The following is a 13,773-nucleotide window of genomic DNA, read 5'->3' on the forward strand; positions in this document are numbered from 1 at the left end:
CTCCGCTCGACACAAGCCCGGTCCGGGCAGAGCCGAGACATCCAGTCGCAGGAAGTGGAACAGCGGCGGCATGAGTACGTCTCGGTCACGCTGCTGATCGAGTGCCCACGGGCCGGTGGCTCATTCCATCGTTACTCACCACAGCCGTTACTCACCACAGCCGTTACTCACCACAGCCGTTACTCACCACAGCGCCCTAACCCCGCAGCACCGCGAACACTGCGATTCACGGAGTTGCGCACCGTACTCGCCGAAGACATACGTCTATCCTCCACATATGATCGCAGCTCCGCGAAATCCGGGCCGATCCGTCACGCGCCGAGGCGGACGAATATCCGAATCCTGTGCACACCTCTTTTGTATGGCACCCCTTTTCGGGCAGTCTAGGACCATGCTTCGACCACCTTTTCTGGCCCGCGTCGCCGCAGGCGCCGCCGTGTACGCGATCGAGGAGAGTCGTCGGCTACCCACGGCGGCAATACATTTCCCGATCACGGCTATCAGTCAAATGCTACAGACGACTATGCACATCCAGCAGTTCGTGACCAGCCTGGCATTGAAGGGCGATACAGTTTTCGGACATTTGTCCGACCGTCCGGTCGAACAGCCGGAATGGGCCACATTCGACGAAGACCTCGCCGACGAACCGGACTCCGAACCCCGCCGAACCAGCCGATTCGATCGCTACACTGCCGACAGTGTCCCCACCGCTACCGAGGACCAATCGTCCTTGATTCCCGAATCGATATCCGAACCCTTCACCACAGAGAGCTCGGTTCGCGGCGCCGAGACCAACGGCCACATCCGCCCCGAGCCCGAGCCCGAAGTCGTCGAACCGCAGGTCGCCACCCGCTACAACTACGCCACGATGACCTTGGCACAGCTGCGCGCCCGGCTGCGCATGCTGACGCTAGAGGACCTCGAGGCGCTGCTGGAATATGAGCAGCGCACCCGCGCCAGGGCACCGTTCGTGACCATGCTGACGAATCGGATCGCCACCGTGCAAGCCCAGTGACCGAACCAGGACCCCCTCCTGCACCGCTGGTTGGCCGGAAAACCTCCGGCCAACCAGCAGACAAGCCCGCGAATTCCGCCGAGCGCCCATGGCCGGTCCGTTCGGTAGCCATCAAAGTCGCCCAATGGATCGACCGACTCGGCAACATCTGGGTAGAAGGGCAGATCACGCAGATCAACCTGCGTCCCGGTACACGGACGGCGTTCCTGGTGTTACGCGACCCGTCCGCCGATATGTCCCTGTCGGTGACCTGCGCTCCAGACCTCATCCGCACCTCTCCGGTCCCGCTACGCGAGGGCAGCAGGGTGGTGATCTACGGCAAACTCTCCTTCTTCACCGGTCGGGGCACGATCTCATTGCGCGCCATGGAGATTCGCTCCGTCGGTATCGGCGAACTATTGGCCCGTATCGAACGACTGAAGGCACTGCTGGAAGCCGAGGGCCTATTCGATCCCCGTCTCAAACGACCACTCCCATTCCTGCCTACGACGATCGGGCTGATCACCGGTCGCGCAAGCGCAGCGGAGCACGATGTGTTGAGTGTCGCGCAAAATCGTTGGCCTGCAGTGCGTTTCGAGATCAGAAATACTGCGGTACAGGGGCCGAACGCGGTGCCTCAGCTACTCGCCGCGCTGGTCGAGCTCGATCATGAACCCACCGTGGAGGTGATCGTGCTCGCACGCGGTGGCGGTAGCGTGGAAGACCTGTTGCCGTTCTCCGATGAAGCCCTGTGTCGCGCTATCGTAGCCGCGACCACCCCGGTCGTGAGCGCGATCGGCCATGAACCCGACAACCCGCTCAGCGACTTGGTCGCCGATCTACGCGCGGCCACCCCGACCGATGCCGCCAAGCGGGTGGTTCCGGACGCAGCTGCCGAGCTGTCGGCAGTCGAGGAGTTGCGCGCCCGTGCCGCGGCCGCATTGCGCGGCTGGGTCGACCGCGAGACCAACACCCTCACCCAACTGCGTTCCCGGCCCGTGCTCGCCGACCCACTGCGCGCTATCGACCAGCGCCAGGACGAGATCGAGCGCCTGCGCACGGCAATGCGGCGGAGCGTCGAACAGCTGCTCCACAACGAATCCACAGCGACCAGACATCTGCGTGAGAAGCTCACCGCAGTGGGTCCGGCCGCGACACTGGCCCGTGGTTACGCTGTTGTCCAGCGCGTCATCGGTCAGGAACGCCAGGTGGTGCGCTCGATCGCGGACGCGCCAGTTGGCAGCCGACTGCGGATCCGGGTCGCCGATGGCGCTGTCACAACTGCCACCCTCGACACCGAGGCACTCGGCACGACACACACCGATACCGAGAGGAACTGACCTTGGCCGAATCCGGCGAGTCCACACAAAAGAACGCGGCAGAAGCCGAGCCGGACGGTGACTCGGATATCACCGGATTCGGCTATGAACGCGCCCGCGACGAACTGGCCGACATCGTGAAAATACTCGAGCAAGGCGGCCTCGACCTTGACGAGTCCCTCACCCTATGGGAACGCGGTGAAGCTCTGGCCAACCGCTGTGAACAGCATCTGGCAGGCGCACGTCAGCGGGTAGCGGACGCACTGCACCGCACCGACTCGGCGCAGCGAGAATGACGCTCCGGCGCGCTACCCCGGATATCCGCACCACCGGCTCCCACCGACCGCGGATTCAATTCCGCTGAACCGTTGACGACGCGGTGAGCCACCGAGCGAACGCTGCCGCGAACGAGTAGACCGGGTGTTTCAGGGCTGCAGCGGGACGGCGGCGGCGATCGCCCTGGCCAGCATGGTGAAGGCGGCCTGGTCACCCGCACCGGTGATCAACACTCGGGACTGACCGAGGTCTGCGATCCAGGCAGTCTCCTCACCCGGCTCCGCATAGGCGGTCCACTGCTGTCTGCCGACCTGTTCGACACCGCTGGCGTACCGGGATCCGAGCACGAACCTGGCCAGCGCCTCTTCCGTCGCGTCGCTCTGGGTAAATCGCATATACGTGCCCTGCTGCGTAATGTAGCCCACGGTGCTGACCGCTCCACCGCCTGGGCCGCTGATCGTCTCGCGACTGCCGGAATTCGGTGTCCAGCTATCTGGTACGGCTGGATTGCGGATCGGGAACGGCAAGGTCCGAGCGTCGGCAGTGAGAGCGGCCCGCGCATCGAAGTGCGGGATCTTCCCCTGAGTCGGGCCGCTCGCGGCGAAACTGCACTGGCTGGCCAACCCCGCGAACACCACCGCGATCACCACTAACGGAATCAGCGACCAGAACAGATCCCGGTAGTCGTTCATGATGCGTGGCTTTTGGTAGGACACGCTCTCAGTATCCACTCGCGCGGCAATGCTCCGCCGAGCACCCCGATCCCGAACAGGGGTAACAGCCACGTCATACCGAATGAGACAATCGACCGGATACGCATCGATGCACAGGAGGCACCCGTAATGACGGCAACTTCCCCGACCCCGAGCCGCCGCGAGGCGCCCGACCGCAACCTCGCACTCGAGCTGGTCCGCGTGACGGAAGCCGGAGCGATGGCCGCGGGCCGGTGGGTGGGGCGCGGCGACAAAGAGGGAGGAGATGGCGCCGCTGTCGATGCCATGCGTCAGCTGGTCAGCTCGGTATCCATGCGCGGCATCGTCGTCATCGGCGAGGGGGAGAAGGACGAGGCGCCGATGCTGTACAATGGCGAGTCCGTAGGCGACGGTACCGGTCCCGAGGTGGATTTCGCGGTGGACCCGATCGACGGCACCACGCTGATGTCCAAAGGCTCGCCCGGCGCGATCGCCGTGCTCGCGGTCGCTGAGCGGGGCGCGATGTTCGACCCGTCGGCGGTGTTCTATATGCACAAGATCGCAGTCGGCCCCGACGCCGCCGACGTAATCGATATCTCGGCTCCGATCAGTGAGAACATCAGCCGGGTCGCCAAGGCCAAGAACTCCTCGAAGTCCGACCTCACCGTCTGCATTCTGGACCGCCCGAGGCATACGGAACTGATCCAGCAAGTACGCGACGCGGGTGCCCGCATCCGCCTGATCTCCGACGGCGACGTCGCCGGCGCGATCGCCGCGGCCCGCCCGGATTCCGGCACCGACATCCTGGTCGGCATCGGCGGCACCCCCGAGGGCATCATCGCCGCCGCCGCGATGCGCTGCATGGGCGGCGCACTGCAAGGCATGCTCGCACCGAAGGATGATGAGGAAAGACAGAAAGCCATCGACGCGGGCCACGACCTGGACCGCGTGCTGAACACCGAAGACCTGGTCTCCGGGGAGAACGTCTTCTTCTGCGCCACCGGCGTCACCGACGGCGACCTACTGCGCGGCGTCCGCTACTACAGCGGCGGCGCATCGACCCAATCCATCGTCATGCGCTCGAAATCCGGCACCGTCCGCATGATCGACGCCTACCACCGCCTGACCAAGCTGCACGAATACTCATCAGTCGATTTCATCGGCGATGAACACGCGGTCCCGCCGCTCCCCTGACCCCAGAGCCCCCGTTGTTCGTGGCGCCGCGGACAATGGGAACCACGGGGGCTGGAGTGATAGTCCACTAGGATATCCAGAGGCGATTCGGACAACCGGGGGCGAACAACCTCAGGCGTGGCTGCCTCAGGCACTGCGACCGCGGCATAGGGTCGAAAGCATGACCGAGGACACGCAGTACCGCATCGAACACGACACTATGGGCGAGGTTCGGGTTCCGGTGGACGCCCTGTGGCGGGCGCAGACCCAGCGGGCCGTAGCGAACTTCCCGATCAGCGGGCGCGGTCTGGAGCGCGCACAGATTCGCGCACTCGGTCTGTTGAAGGCCGCGTGCGCCACGGTGAACCGCGACCTGGGTCTGCTCGATCCGGGGAAAGCCGACGCCATCATCGTCGCGGCGAACGAGATCGCGGCCGGCGACCACGACGATCAGTTCCCGGTCGACGTCTTCCAGACCGGCTCCGGAACCAGCTCGAATATGAACGCCAATGAGGTGATCGCCTCCTCGGCCGAGCGCAACGGTGTCATCGTGCACCCGAACGACGACGTGAATATGTCACAGTCATCCAACGACACCTTCCCCACCGCAACGCATCTCGCCGCTACCGAAGCGGTCATCACCGATTTGGTTCCCGCGCTGGAACATCTGCGCCTGGCGCTGCTGGACAAGTCGACCGAATGGCAGACCGTAGTGAAGTCCGGCCGTACGCACTTGATGGATGCCGTGCCGATCACGCTCGGCCAGGAATTCAGCGGCTACACCCGGCAGATCGCGGCGGGCATCGATCGCATCATGGCCGTGCTGCCCCGGCTCGGCGAGCTGCCGATCGGCGGAACAGCGGTCGGCACCGGGCTGAACGCACCGGGAGGCTTCGGTGCGAAGGTCGTCGCGGAGCTGGTGCGCGCCACCGGGATCGACGCTTTGCGCGAGGCCGAGAACCACTTCGAGGCGCAGGCGGCCCGGGACGGTCTGGTCGAGGCATCCGGTGCCCTGCGCACGATCGCGGTGAGCCTGACCAAGATAGCCAACGATATTCGCTGGATGGGCTCGGGCCCGCTGACCGGACTGGCCGAAATCCAGCTGCCCGATCTGCAGCCGGGTAGCTCGATCATGCCGGGCAAGGTGAACCCCGTTCTCCCTGAGGCGGTTACGCAGGTCTGTGCACAGGTGATCGGCAATGACGCCGCGGTCACCTTCGCAGGCGCGAACGGCGCCTTCGAGCTGAACGTGTACATCCCGGTGATGGCACGCAACCTGTTGGAGTCGATACGTCTGCTGGCGAATGTCGCACGACTGTTCGCCGACCGATGCGTACGTGGGCTGGTCGCCAATGTCGAGCACCTGCGCACGCTCGCCGAATCCTCGCCCTCGATTGTCACACCGCTGAACTCGGCGATCGGCTACGAAGAAGCGGCCGCGGTCGCCAAAGAGGCACTCGAGGAGGAGAAGACCATTCGCCAGACCGTCATCGACCGCGGCCTGCTCGGTGAGCAGCTGACCGAGACGGAACTCGACCGCCGTCTCGACGTGCTCGCCATGACCAAGGCACAGGAACACGACTGACCGAACCGGCAGACTCGAGAACGCCTCGGCAATGCCACCGAAATGTAGGCTGGTTCACCGAGGCATCCCAGCTGCGAGTTTCTCAACCAGCAACGAAAGATGCCCGGAGTGGACATCGCATGACGTGCGGGGATCAGTTGCTTCGTCGCCAGCTGGCTGGGCTACGATAACCGCTGGGTCGGTACCGAGTTGCGATTCGCGCGATTTGCGAATGAGTTACGTCGTCATCAGATACTACCGACCGGACCATCCAAAGTATCACCAACGACGCGATGGTCTCTTCGGCTATCTCATGCCCGTGGAAGGTGACGAGGGCTTCGCGGTTGGGTGAGATTGATGCAAGGAGGCTTATTCACTGGCGATCTTGTAGAAGTGGAGTGCGATCACCGTGGAAATTGTTTCGGTGAACGTCTCGATGGGTCGACGGTAGTCGGTGTGCATGATCCTCCAGGTTTTGAAGTGCGCGATCACCTGCTCGATGAGCGCCCGGACGCCGTTGACCGCGGAATTGAATTGTTTCTCCCACTCCAGCAGAACCCGGCCGACGGGCTTCTTGATGGGAGTGATAAGTCCGCTGCCTTGAAACCCTTTGTCTCCCAGCGATGCTGCGACATCGATGCCGAGCAGCACTCCAGATTCTTCGATGCAGTGCATATCGTGGCGGGAACCGTCGATGGCATCGGAGATCCACGCCAGTCGACCGTGCGGGTCCGCGCCGACCTGGACGTTCATCCCGGTGGTCTTGTGCTTGCCCGAGTACAGTTGCGGGTGCGAGCGCCACGACCAGCACGGCAACAGCGTCCCGTCGAACAGGTACTGGGTGTGCGGGTCCAGTTCGTCGGCCGTGGGCACCCAGTCGCGCAGCGCGGTGTCGAGTAGCGGTGTGATCGCGGTGATCGCACGGCTGATCGTGGACTGCGACACGTCGTGGGTCTCGGCGAGTTCGGCTTGGACTCGGTTGCGGCGCAGGTAGGTCAAGGTCACCACGACCGCACGGAACAAGCCCAGAACCGGTGGGCAGATGCGCTTTCGGTGATCGCCGGTCTCGGTCCAGGTGGTATGGACGAGGATGCACAGCTCGGTGATCTGATCACGGTGGAAACCAGTGGTATTGTACATGTGCGGCGGCCTTGCTCGTATGAAAGTTGTTGTGTGGTAACACAATTCTCTACACGAGCGGGCCGCCGCCCGCATCCGGAGACGCTGACTCCCATCACGAAAAGATCCCGAACACGCCCCGTGAATAACCCTCATCGATCCGCTACAACCTCGGTAGTGAGGACGACACTGTCGGTGCTCGATTACCAGACTTCCAACTCGACAACAATCAGTGGGTCAGCGGCATGTTCCACAATGGTCGAGGCGTCTTCGTTACCACAATCGAATCTATGGCCACCGCCGCCGCACCTTGGAAAGACCGCGTCGACACCCTCCACACCTCAACGCTGCCGCTGAAAGTTGAGGCTGTACTCGTACGTCCCGACGGCCATATCTGTTGGGTCCCTGGAACCCCGATCGAAGACGCACTACGGCTGTGGTTCGGCAACCCGCGCTGATCAAGCCCACTACGCAACCTTCAGGGCATCAGAGTAGGTTTCTGAGCATTTGAACTGTGATTTCGGCGTGCCGGTGGGAGCGGGCACGGTGAACTCCGTTCTTCCAGAAGCGGTTACCCAGGTCGGCGGACAGATGATCGGCAATGACGCCGCTCATCTTCGCCGACGCGAACGGTGCCTTCGACTCGCCATGACCAAGGCACAGAAACACGACTGACCGAACCAACCGGCTCGAATGCCACGATGCACCCATATCCGCATTGTCGTGGCATTCGGCCTGCCGGAGTGATCAGTCGCGCAGATACGCCAGTTCAGCGCGCGCCGATTCACCATCCGATCCGAAATCAGTGCGAGTGAAGACATTCCACCGCCGCAATAAGGGAGCGAAAACCAGCTCGCCTTCCTCGGCGCGATCGTAGATTCCCGCCGCGGCGAGTACCGCGTCGCTGCAGCGGCCATCCGCCAGCTCCACCGTGGGAACTTGGAAGCAGGCGATCTGATCGGCGACAGCACGCATGGTCTGGTTCGGTACGAGGTCGAAGGCCGCGGCAACCAGGTTCGCGAAGAACTCCGCCTGGAGTTCGTCGTCCCGCGCTATACGCTCGGCGATGGCATCGACCTGTGGATTCTCCCCGAGCACCGCGATATTGCGATGCTGGATCACGCTGGCAGCCTCCTCGAAAGCGCAGGTGGCGAGCATATCGAGCAGGTGCATCGCCGGGCGGCGGAAACCTCTGGTCATCTGCGCCATGCGCAGCCGCTCCAGCTCTTCCGGGTCGGCTGCCCTGGTGACCATGAGGTAGTTGCGGATCACGATCGCATGGCGGTTCTTCTCGGCTGTCCAGCGACCGACCCAGCGCCACCACGCACCAGTGCGCAGATGCTTGCCGACCTCACGGTGATAAGAGGGCAGATTATCGGCGATCAATACGGAGACGGTCAACGCCAGAAGGGCGGTTTCGCTGAGCGTGGACTGCTCGGGCGTCCACGCTGTGCCGCCGAGGAATGGGAAGTTTCGCCCCTCTGCCCACGGCACGAGATCGTGTGGTTGCCACTCTTTGGCGGTATCGATGTGCTTGCACAGCAGCAGATCTACGTCCATCGCGAGCGATTCGAGCAGTTCGCGGTCGGTCAAGAGAGTATGCACCGAGTCACCCTAGCGGTTCGGCCCTGGAAACGGGGGTGAGATGGACAGGAAACCGAGATCGTGCGGCGGTCGAGGACAGGGGAAACGGACTACGACTTCGGTATGACGGTGATCACACCATCCACCCACGTGATGGTGCCACCGAAGAAATCGCTCTGTTTCCCGCCGGGAATGGTCTTCTCGTCGCTGACCGGATAGCCGAGCTTCCCCTGTGCGCCGCCGTTCTCCTGCCACGCCCTGCGGATCTCACCCCACACGATGCGAGGTTCGCTTTTCCTGGCCATGTAGATGGTGCCGCCGGCGAAATCTTGATATTCACTGGCGTCAGGACCGCTTTCCTCAGCCGCCAGCGGAAGGCCGAGCGGACCGGCCGGACCGCCGCGGCGCAAGTATTCATGGTAGATATCGCCGGACACAGCGATCTCACCGGCCACCGTCACGATCCTGGTCTCCTCCGCGGCCTCGACCGTGGTGGTCGTCTTGCGAGGTCCGGTGTGGTGAGTCGTTTCCACGGCTCGGGGAGCCGCGGGAGTCGCTGTCATGCCCGCTGTCGCAGTAATGCTGCCTTCGTCGCCACCGCAGCCGAGCACGGTCAGTCCGGTTGCGGCGATCGCCACAGTGATCCCAGCCGTTCGTCGATCGAAGTGGAGCATGTCCATCCTCTCGCAATGAGCTACCAGCACCCCACGGGCTCCGTGACGCCGTGTGTAGCCTCGGCCGATCGCCGGTATGACCCGATGATCGATACGCGATCATCGGGTCATACCGAACAGCTATCGCGGCGGATAATACCTGGCGGACAAGCCACGACACACGACACCGGACAACACGCCTGAATCAGGCGTGCGGGCCGTACTCCTCCAGCATCTCGGTGACCAGAGCCGCGATCGGCGAACGCTCGCTACGGGTCAGCGTGATATGCGCGAAAAGTGGGTGGCCTTTGAGCTTCTCGATCACCGCCGCGACACCGTCGTGTCTGCCGACCCGAAGGTTGTCGCGCTGGGCCACATCGTGTGTGAGTACCACCCGCGACCCGGTTCCGAGTCTGCTGAGCACTGTGAGCAGTACGTTCCGCTCCAGTGACTGGGCTTCGTCGACGATCACGAACGAATCGTGCAGCGATCGTCCGCGAATATGAGTCAGCGGCAGTACTTCCAGCATGCCGCGGCTGAGCACTTCCTCCATGACTTCGCGACTGGCCAGACCGTCGAGTGTGTCGAAGACCGCCTGCGCCCATGGCCCCATCTTCTCGCTCTCGGTGCCGGGGAGATAACCCAGATCCTGGCCGCCGACCGCGTACAGCGGGCGGAAAACCACCACCTTGCGCTGCGTGCGCCGTTCCAATACGGCCTCCAGGCCCGCGGTCAACGCGAGCGCGGATTTGCCCGTGCCCGCCCGCCCACCGAGCGAGACGATCCCAACGCTCTCGTCCAGCAAGAGGTCCAGCGCGACCCTCTGTTCGGCGGAACGGCCGTGCAACCCGAATGCCTCGCGCTCCCTGACCAGCCGCACCTGTTTGTCCGGGGTGATCCGGCCGAGAGCACTCGAGCCCGCGCCGAGTATGCGGATGCCGGTGTGGCAGGGAAGTTCTCGCGCCTCATCGAGATCGATCACCGATTCGGCGTAGAGCTGATCGATCTGGCCCGAGCTGACATCCAGTTCCACCATTCCGGACCAACCGGATGTGACCACGTCCTGCGCGTGATACTCGTCGGCGGGTATCCCCACCGCACTGGCTTTGACTCGCAGCGGGATGTCTTTGGATACCAGCACCACTTCGCGGCCCTCGGCCGCGAGATTGAGCGCACAAGCCAGAATCCGGGCGTCGTTGGTGTCGGTACGAAACCCCACCGGAAGGACTATGGGATCAGTATGGTTCAGTTCCACCTGTAGCGTTCCACCCGCGGAGCCGATCGGCACCCGCTGGTCCAACCTGCCGTACTGCAGGCGCAGATCATCCAGATTGCGCAAGGCCTCCCGCGCGAACCAGCCCAGTTCATGATGATGCCGTTTGGCCTCGAGTTCACCGATGACCACCAGGGGCAGCACCACGTCGTGTTCGCCGAACCTGGTGAAAGACCAGGGATCCGACAGTAGAACAGACGTATCGATGACGAATACCTTACCGGGCACGTGCGAGGGGCTGGCCCCCTTCGCGGCGGCTCCGCTGTGCGCGGAGCTGGAATTCGCCGAGGGAGCGGAAACGGAGCGTGCAGCAGTCACGGTGGGCTCCTCTGTGTTCATGCGGAACTCGCACGAACAATCTCGCTGGACCGGGTCCGTCCTGATAGATCCGACGTTGCCGTCAGAAGCCACGAGGGCCGGGCGCCGGCCCTCTCGCACTGAATAGCTCAGTCACGGTCAGGACCTCCCGTACGAGCCACACCGCCGCGGCCCGCATACCCGACGCTACCTGCGAACCATGCTTCTGCGCTCAGGACGCAGGAGCATGTCCGTGAATTTGTCGTAAACCGGAGTACCTCGTCGGCACAACACAGCATCGGCACAACACAGCAGAACGAGCACTTTCGGACAAGGCCAGGCACCGGATACGGCACGGAGGCGCACACCACGACCGGACCTGCGGCAACCAGAGCGCACGCAATCGCCCGCACATGGTGCTCAGCCCGCGGCGGCGCCGGGCCCAAGGCCTGGCAGCGAGGTCAGGAAACATGCGCGCAGAGTTCGTACTCGCGGACATCCGATGCGGCGGATAGAGTCGCTGACATGTCCGGTGCGGAGGATTTGGCGAAGTTGTCGTCGAAGGAGCTACACGACCGAGCGATCAAGCGCGCCGTGCGCCGCGGTGATGTGAAGTTCTTATGGCGTCTGCTCACCTCGATCCCGGCCGCGGAGGCCGCCGCGGGCAATATCGCCGAGAGCGAGATGGACATCAAGTACATCCTGCCCCTGATCGATGACTACATTCACGCAGGAGACGGCGCGATCGCCGAGGTATTGCGTCCGATCTATTGGCAGTATCTGACCCAGCACTCCTGAGCTGGGTCAACGGCGGTTCAATGCCGCGCGCCAAAGGCCCGCAACGATGCCGCGCAAAAAGTTTTCCCAGCTGAAGTGATCGTGCCACAGGATGATTCGGCCGTCGCGCAGCTCGAATGTGCCGGTCACCCAAAATCCGACGCGCACAGGACCGAAGTGCAGGTAGTCGGTGCGGTCGGTGAGCACAATCTCACCATCGGCGGCGATATGGTGCATATCGACGGCGAATCCGAGCCAGTCATGGCGCAAGCCGCGCAGTACACCACCGACCCGGCGGATACCTCGAACATCGGGCAATGAAGTGTTCTTCCAGACAATGTCCGGATGCAGCAGTTCGGTCGACTCCTCGGACGCGCCCATCTCCAATGCGGCGAAGAATTTCCGCACCGCGGTGATCGAGTCCTGTTTCAGGTCGAGTTCGTCGGTCATGGCCACAGCCTAAGCCGCGCAGGGCGGTAAGAACGCACGATACGCACGGCAAGTCCGTCACGAATGCCCTCAATGTCGATTTTCGACAACACCGGGCACCTGCTCCTGCGACCGCTTCAGCGGCACGGCTCCGCTACCGGGCGACACGCTGTGGCGGTCTCAGCGGATCAGCCCAGCAGATGCCAATCCTCGAGGCCCTCGTACAACGGAACGTCCGCGGCCAGCTTGCGCACCCTGGCGCGCAGCGCATCCAGATCGGCGGCACCACTCAGCGCACCGGCGATGATGTCGGCGACCTCGGTGAACTCGGTGTCGCCGAAGCCGCGAGTGGCCAGAGCAGCGGTACCGATGCGCAAGCCGGAGGTGACCATAGGCGGTCGCGGATCGAACGGAACGGCATTGCGATTGACCGTGATTCCGATCTCGTGCAGCAGATCCTCCCCCTGCTGGCCGTCGAGCTCGGAATTGCGCAGGTCGACGAGTACCAGATGCACATCGGTACCGCCGGTGAGCACGCTTATGCCCTTGTTCGCGACATCAGCCGCGGTGAGACGCTCGGCGAGGATCTTCGCACCGGACAGCGTGCGCTCCTGGCGATCATGGAACTCTACGCTCGCGGCGATCTTGAAAGCGACGGCCTTGGCCGCGATGGCGTGCATGAGCGGACCGCCCTGCTGCCCCGGGAATACCGTGCTGTTGAGTTTCTTGGCGAACTCCTGCTTGGCCAGGATCAGACCGGACCGCGGGCCGCCGAGAGTCTTGTGCACGGTCGAGGAGACCACGTCGGCATAGGGCACCGGGGAGGGGTGCAGTCCTGCGGCGACCAGGCCGGCGAAATGCGCCATGTCCACCCACAGGTAGGCACCGACCTCATCGGCGATCGAACGGAATGCCGCGAAGTCCTGGTGGCGCGGGTAGGCTGACCAGCCGGCCACGATCACCTTCGGCCGCGCGCCGAGTGCGATATCGCGCACCTCGTCCATGTCGACGCGGTGATCTTCCTTGCTCACCCCGTAGGAGTGCACTTCGTAGAGCTTTCCGGAGAAATTCAGACGCATGCCATGAGTGAGGTGACCACCGTGCGCGAGGTCGAGGCCGAGCAGCTTGTCGCCCGGATTCAGCAGCGCCATCAGCACCGCGGCGTTCGCCTGGGCGCCGGAATGCGGCTGTACGTTGACGAATTCGGCGTCGAACAGCTCCCTTGCCCGCTCCCGCGCCAGATTCTCCACAACATCGACGTGCTCGCAGCCACCGTAGTAGCGCCGTCCCGGGTACCCCTCAGCGTACTTGTTGGTGAGCACACTGCCCTGCGCCTGCAGCACCGCACGCGGCACGAAGTTCTCCGAGGCGATCATTTCGAGCGTATCGCGTTCGCGGGCGAGTTCACCTGCCATCGCGGCGACCAGCTCCGGATCGAGCTCACCGAGGGACTGAGTATTGACAGAGGAGGTCTTCGGCGTCACGCCCTCAGTCTATGGGCCGTAGTCTCGGTCTCCGGCAGGGGGCTCACTCCACCGAGACACAACGGAGCGGCCACAAGGGCGCTTTCCCGAGCCACTTACCGTATGGACTATGAAAGCGCAGGAGAGCGCGGAGATTTCG

Annotated in this window: 14 protein-coding genes and 1 pseudogene; 8 read left to right on the top strand and 7 right to left on the bottom strand. The window is 63.6% G+C overall.

The window, feature by feature from the left end; genetic code table 11:
- Positions 1-391: 391 nt before the first annotated feature.
- From ACX4ZE_RS06930 to ACX4ZE_RS06940, 3 genes are all read left to right on the top strand, one after another.
- Positions 392-1,015 carry a lipid droplet-associated protein gene (locus ACX4ZE_RS06930; protein ID WP_480272465.1) on the top strand — a complete coding sequence of 208 codons (624 nt, stop codon included), beginning with the start codon at positions 392-394 and terminating at the stop codon, positions 1,013-1,015.
- Positions 1,012-2,334, top strand: a complete 1,323-nt coding sequence (gene xseA / locus ACX4ZE_RS06935; protein ID WP_480272466.1) for an exodeoxyribonuclease VII large subunit — start codon at positions 1,012-1,014, stop codon at positions 2,332-2,334. Before ACX4ZE_RS06930 ends, xseA begins: the two co-directional genes overlap by 4 nt.
- A gap of 68 nt (positions 2,335-2,402) precedes the next feature.
- On the top strand, positions 2,403-2,609 hold the full coding sequence (locus ACX4ZE_RS06940; RefSeq protein WP_480272547.1) for an exodeoxyribonuclease VII small subunit: 207 nt from the start codon (positions 2,403-2,405) through the stop codon (positions 2,607-2,609).
- A 129-nt stretch (positions 2,610-2,738) separates the two neighbouring features.
- Here ACX4ZE_RS06940 and ACX4ZE_RS06945 read toward each other — a convergent pair whose 3' ends face one another.
- A complete protein-coding gene (locus ACX4ZE_RS06945) occupies positions 2,739-3,305 on the bottom strand; it encodes a DUF4245 domain-containing protein (protein ID WP_480272467.1) in 567 nt (188 codons plus the stop codon).
- Between the two features lie 126 nt (positions 3,306-3,431).
- Between ACX4ZE_RS06945 and glpX the strand changes: the two genes are divergently transcribed.
- A complete protein-coding gene (gene glpX / locus ACX4ZE_RS06950) occupies positions 3,432-4,475 on the top strand; it encodes a class II fructose-bisphosphatase (RefSeq protein ID WP_480272468.1) in 1,044 nt (347 codons plus the stop codon).
- 160 nt (positions 4,476-4,635) lie between these two features.
- Positions 4,636-6,039, top strand: coding sequence for a class II fumarate hydratase (locus ACX4ZE_RS06955; protein WP_480272469.1), 1,404 nt, complete (start codon positions 4,636-4,638; stop codon positions 6,037-6,039).
- A 348-nt stretch (positions 6,040-6,387) separates the two neighbouring features.
- Here ACX4ZE_RS06955 and ACX4ZE_RS06960 read toward each other — a convergent pair whose 3' ends face one another.
- Positions 6,388-7,158, bottom strand: coding sequence for a transposase family protein (locus tag ACX4ZE_RS06960; RefSeq protein ID WP_480272470.1), 771 nt, complete (start codon positions 7,156-7,158; stop codon positions 6,388-6,390).
- Positions 7,159-7,295: 137 nt separating this feature from the next.
- Between ACX4ZE_RS06960 and ACX4ZE_RS06965 the strand changes: the two genes are divergently transcribed.
- Together ACX4ZE_RS06965 and ACX4ZE_RS06970 are read left to right on the top strand one after the other, a co-directional pair.
- Positions 7,296-7,595 (top strand): aromatic-ring hydroxylase C-terminal domain-containing protein, encoded by a 300-nt coding sequence (locus ACX4ZE_RS06965; protein ID WP_480272548.1) that lies wholly within the window; start codon positions 7,296-7,298, stop codon positions 7,593-7,595.
- 82 nt (positions 7,596-7,677) lie between these two features.
- A pseudogene (locus tag ACX4ZE_RS06970) lies at positions 7,678-7,780 on the top strand (hypothetical protein); the annotation flags it as partial.
- Positions 7,781-7,884: 104 nt separating this feature from the next.
- Here ACX4ZE_RS06970 and ACX4ZE_RS06975 read toward each other — a convergent pair.
- From ACX4ZE_RS06975 to ACX4ZE_RS06985, 3 genes are all read right to left on the bottom strand, one after another.
- Entirely contained in the window at positions 7,885-8,742 is an 858-nt protein-coding gene (locus ACX4ZE_RS06975; RefSeq protein ID WP_480272471.1) for an acyl-ACP desaturase, read from the bottom strand.
- 89 nt (positions 8,743-8,831) lie between these two features.
- Entirely contained in the window at positions 8,832-9,395 is a 564-nt protein-coding gene (locus ACX4ZE_RS06980) for an LGFP repeat-containing protein (RefSeq protein WP_480272472.1), read from the bottom strand.
- Between the two features lie 184 nt (positions 9,396-9,579).
- On the bottom strand, positions 9,580-10,965 hold the full coding sequence (locus tag ACX4ZE_RS06985) for a PhoH family protein (RefSeq protein WP_480272473.1): 1,386 nt from the start codon (positions 10,963-10,965) through the stop codon (positions 9,580-9,582).
- A gap of 504 nt (positions 10,966-11,469) precedes the next feature.
- Here ACX4ZE_RS06985 and ACX4ZE_RS06990 point away from each other — a divergent pair.
- Positions 11,470-11,742: a hypothetical protein gene (locus ACX4ZE_RS06990; RefSeq protein ID WP_480272474.1), complete on the top strand. Its 273-nt coding sequence runs from the start codon at positions 11,470-11,472 to the stop codon at positions 11,740-11,742.
- A gap of 6 nt (positions 11,743-11,748) precedes the next feature.
- Here the strand turns inward: ACX4ZE_RS06990 and ACX4ZE_RS06995 are convergent, their stop codons facing one another.
- The gene (locus tag ACX4ZE_RS06995; RefSeq protein ID WP_480272475.1) at positions 11,749-12,171 is read right to left on the bottom strand and encodes a limonene-1,2-epoxide hydrolase family protein; all 423 of its coding nucleotides are present in this window, start codon (positions 12,169-12,171) and stop codon (positions 11,749-11,751) included.
- 167 nt (positions 12,172-12,338) lie between these two features.
- A complete protein-coding gene (gene glyA / locus ACX4ZE_RS07000; RefSeq protein ID WP_480272476.1) occupies positions 12,339-13,634 on the bottom strand; it encodes a serine hydroxymethyltransferase in 1,296 nt (431 codons plus the stop codon).
- Positions 13,635-13,773: the final 139 nt, after the last annotated feature.

This window comes from Nocardia sp. TBRC8007 (assembly GCF_056629435.1).